1 protein-coding gene is annotated in these 380 nt (G+C 71.1%); it reads left to right on the top strand.

Annotated features, from left to right (window positions below; translation table 11 throughout):
• Window positions 1-380 (top strand): imidazole glycerol phosphate synthase subunit HisH (gene hisH / locus LPA54_RS42015; RefSeq protein ID WP_228985585.1); only part of this gene is annotated, 380 nt, incomplete at both ends.

Genomic DNA, 380 nt, shown 5'->3' with positions numbered 1-380 from the left:
ATCGTCGACCGCCGCCTGGCCGGCGGCCGCCCGGTCATGGGCATCTGCGTCGGCATGCAGATCCTCTTCGCCCGGGGCGTCGAGCACGGCGTCGAGGCCGAGGGCCTCGACGAGTGGCCCGGCTCCGTCGAGCCGCTCCAGGCCGACGTCGTCCCCCACATGGGCTGGAATACCGTGGACGCCCCGGAGGGTTCCCGGCTGTTCGCCGGTCTGGACAAGGACGCGCGTTTCTACTTCGTGCACTCCTACGCCGTCCACGACTGGTCGCTCGAGACCACGAACCCGGCCATGGAGGCCCCGCTCGTCACCTGGACCACCCACGGCAAGCCCTTCGTGGCCGCCGTGGAGAACGGCTCCCTGTGGGCCACCCAGTTCCACCC

Source organism: Streptomyces sp. DH12 (assembly GCF_020873895.1).
Taxonomy (GTDB): Bacteria; Actinomycetota; Actinomycetes; order Streptomycetales; family Streptomycetaceae; genus Streptomyces.
Note: the sequence above shows the minus strand (reverse complement) of the source record. Positions and strands in the feature narration are given on the sequence as shown.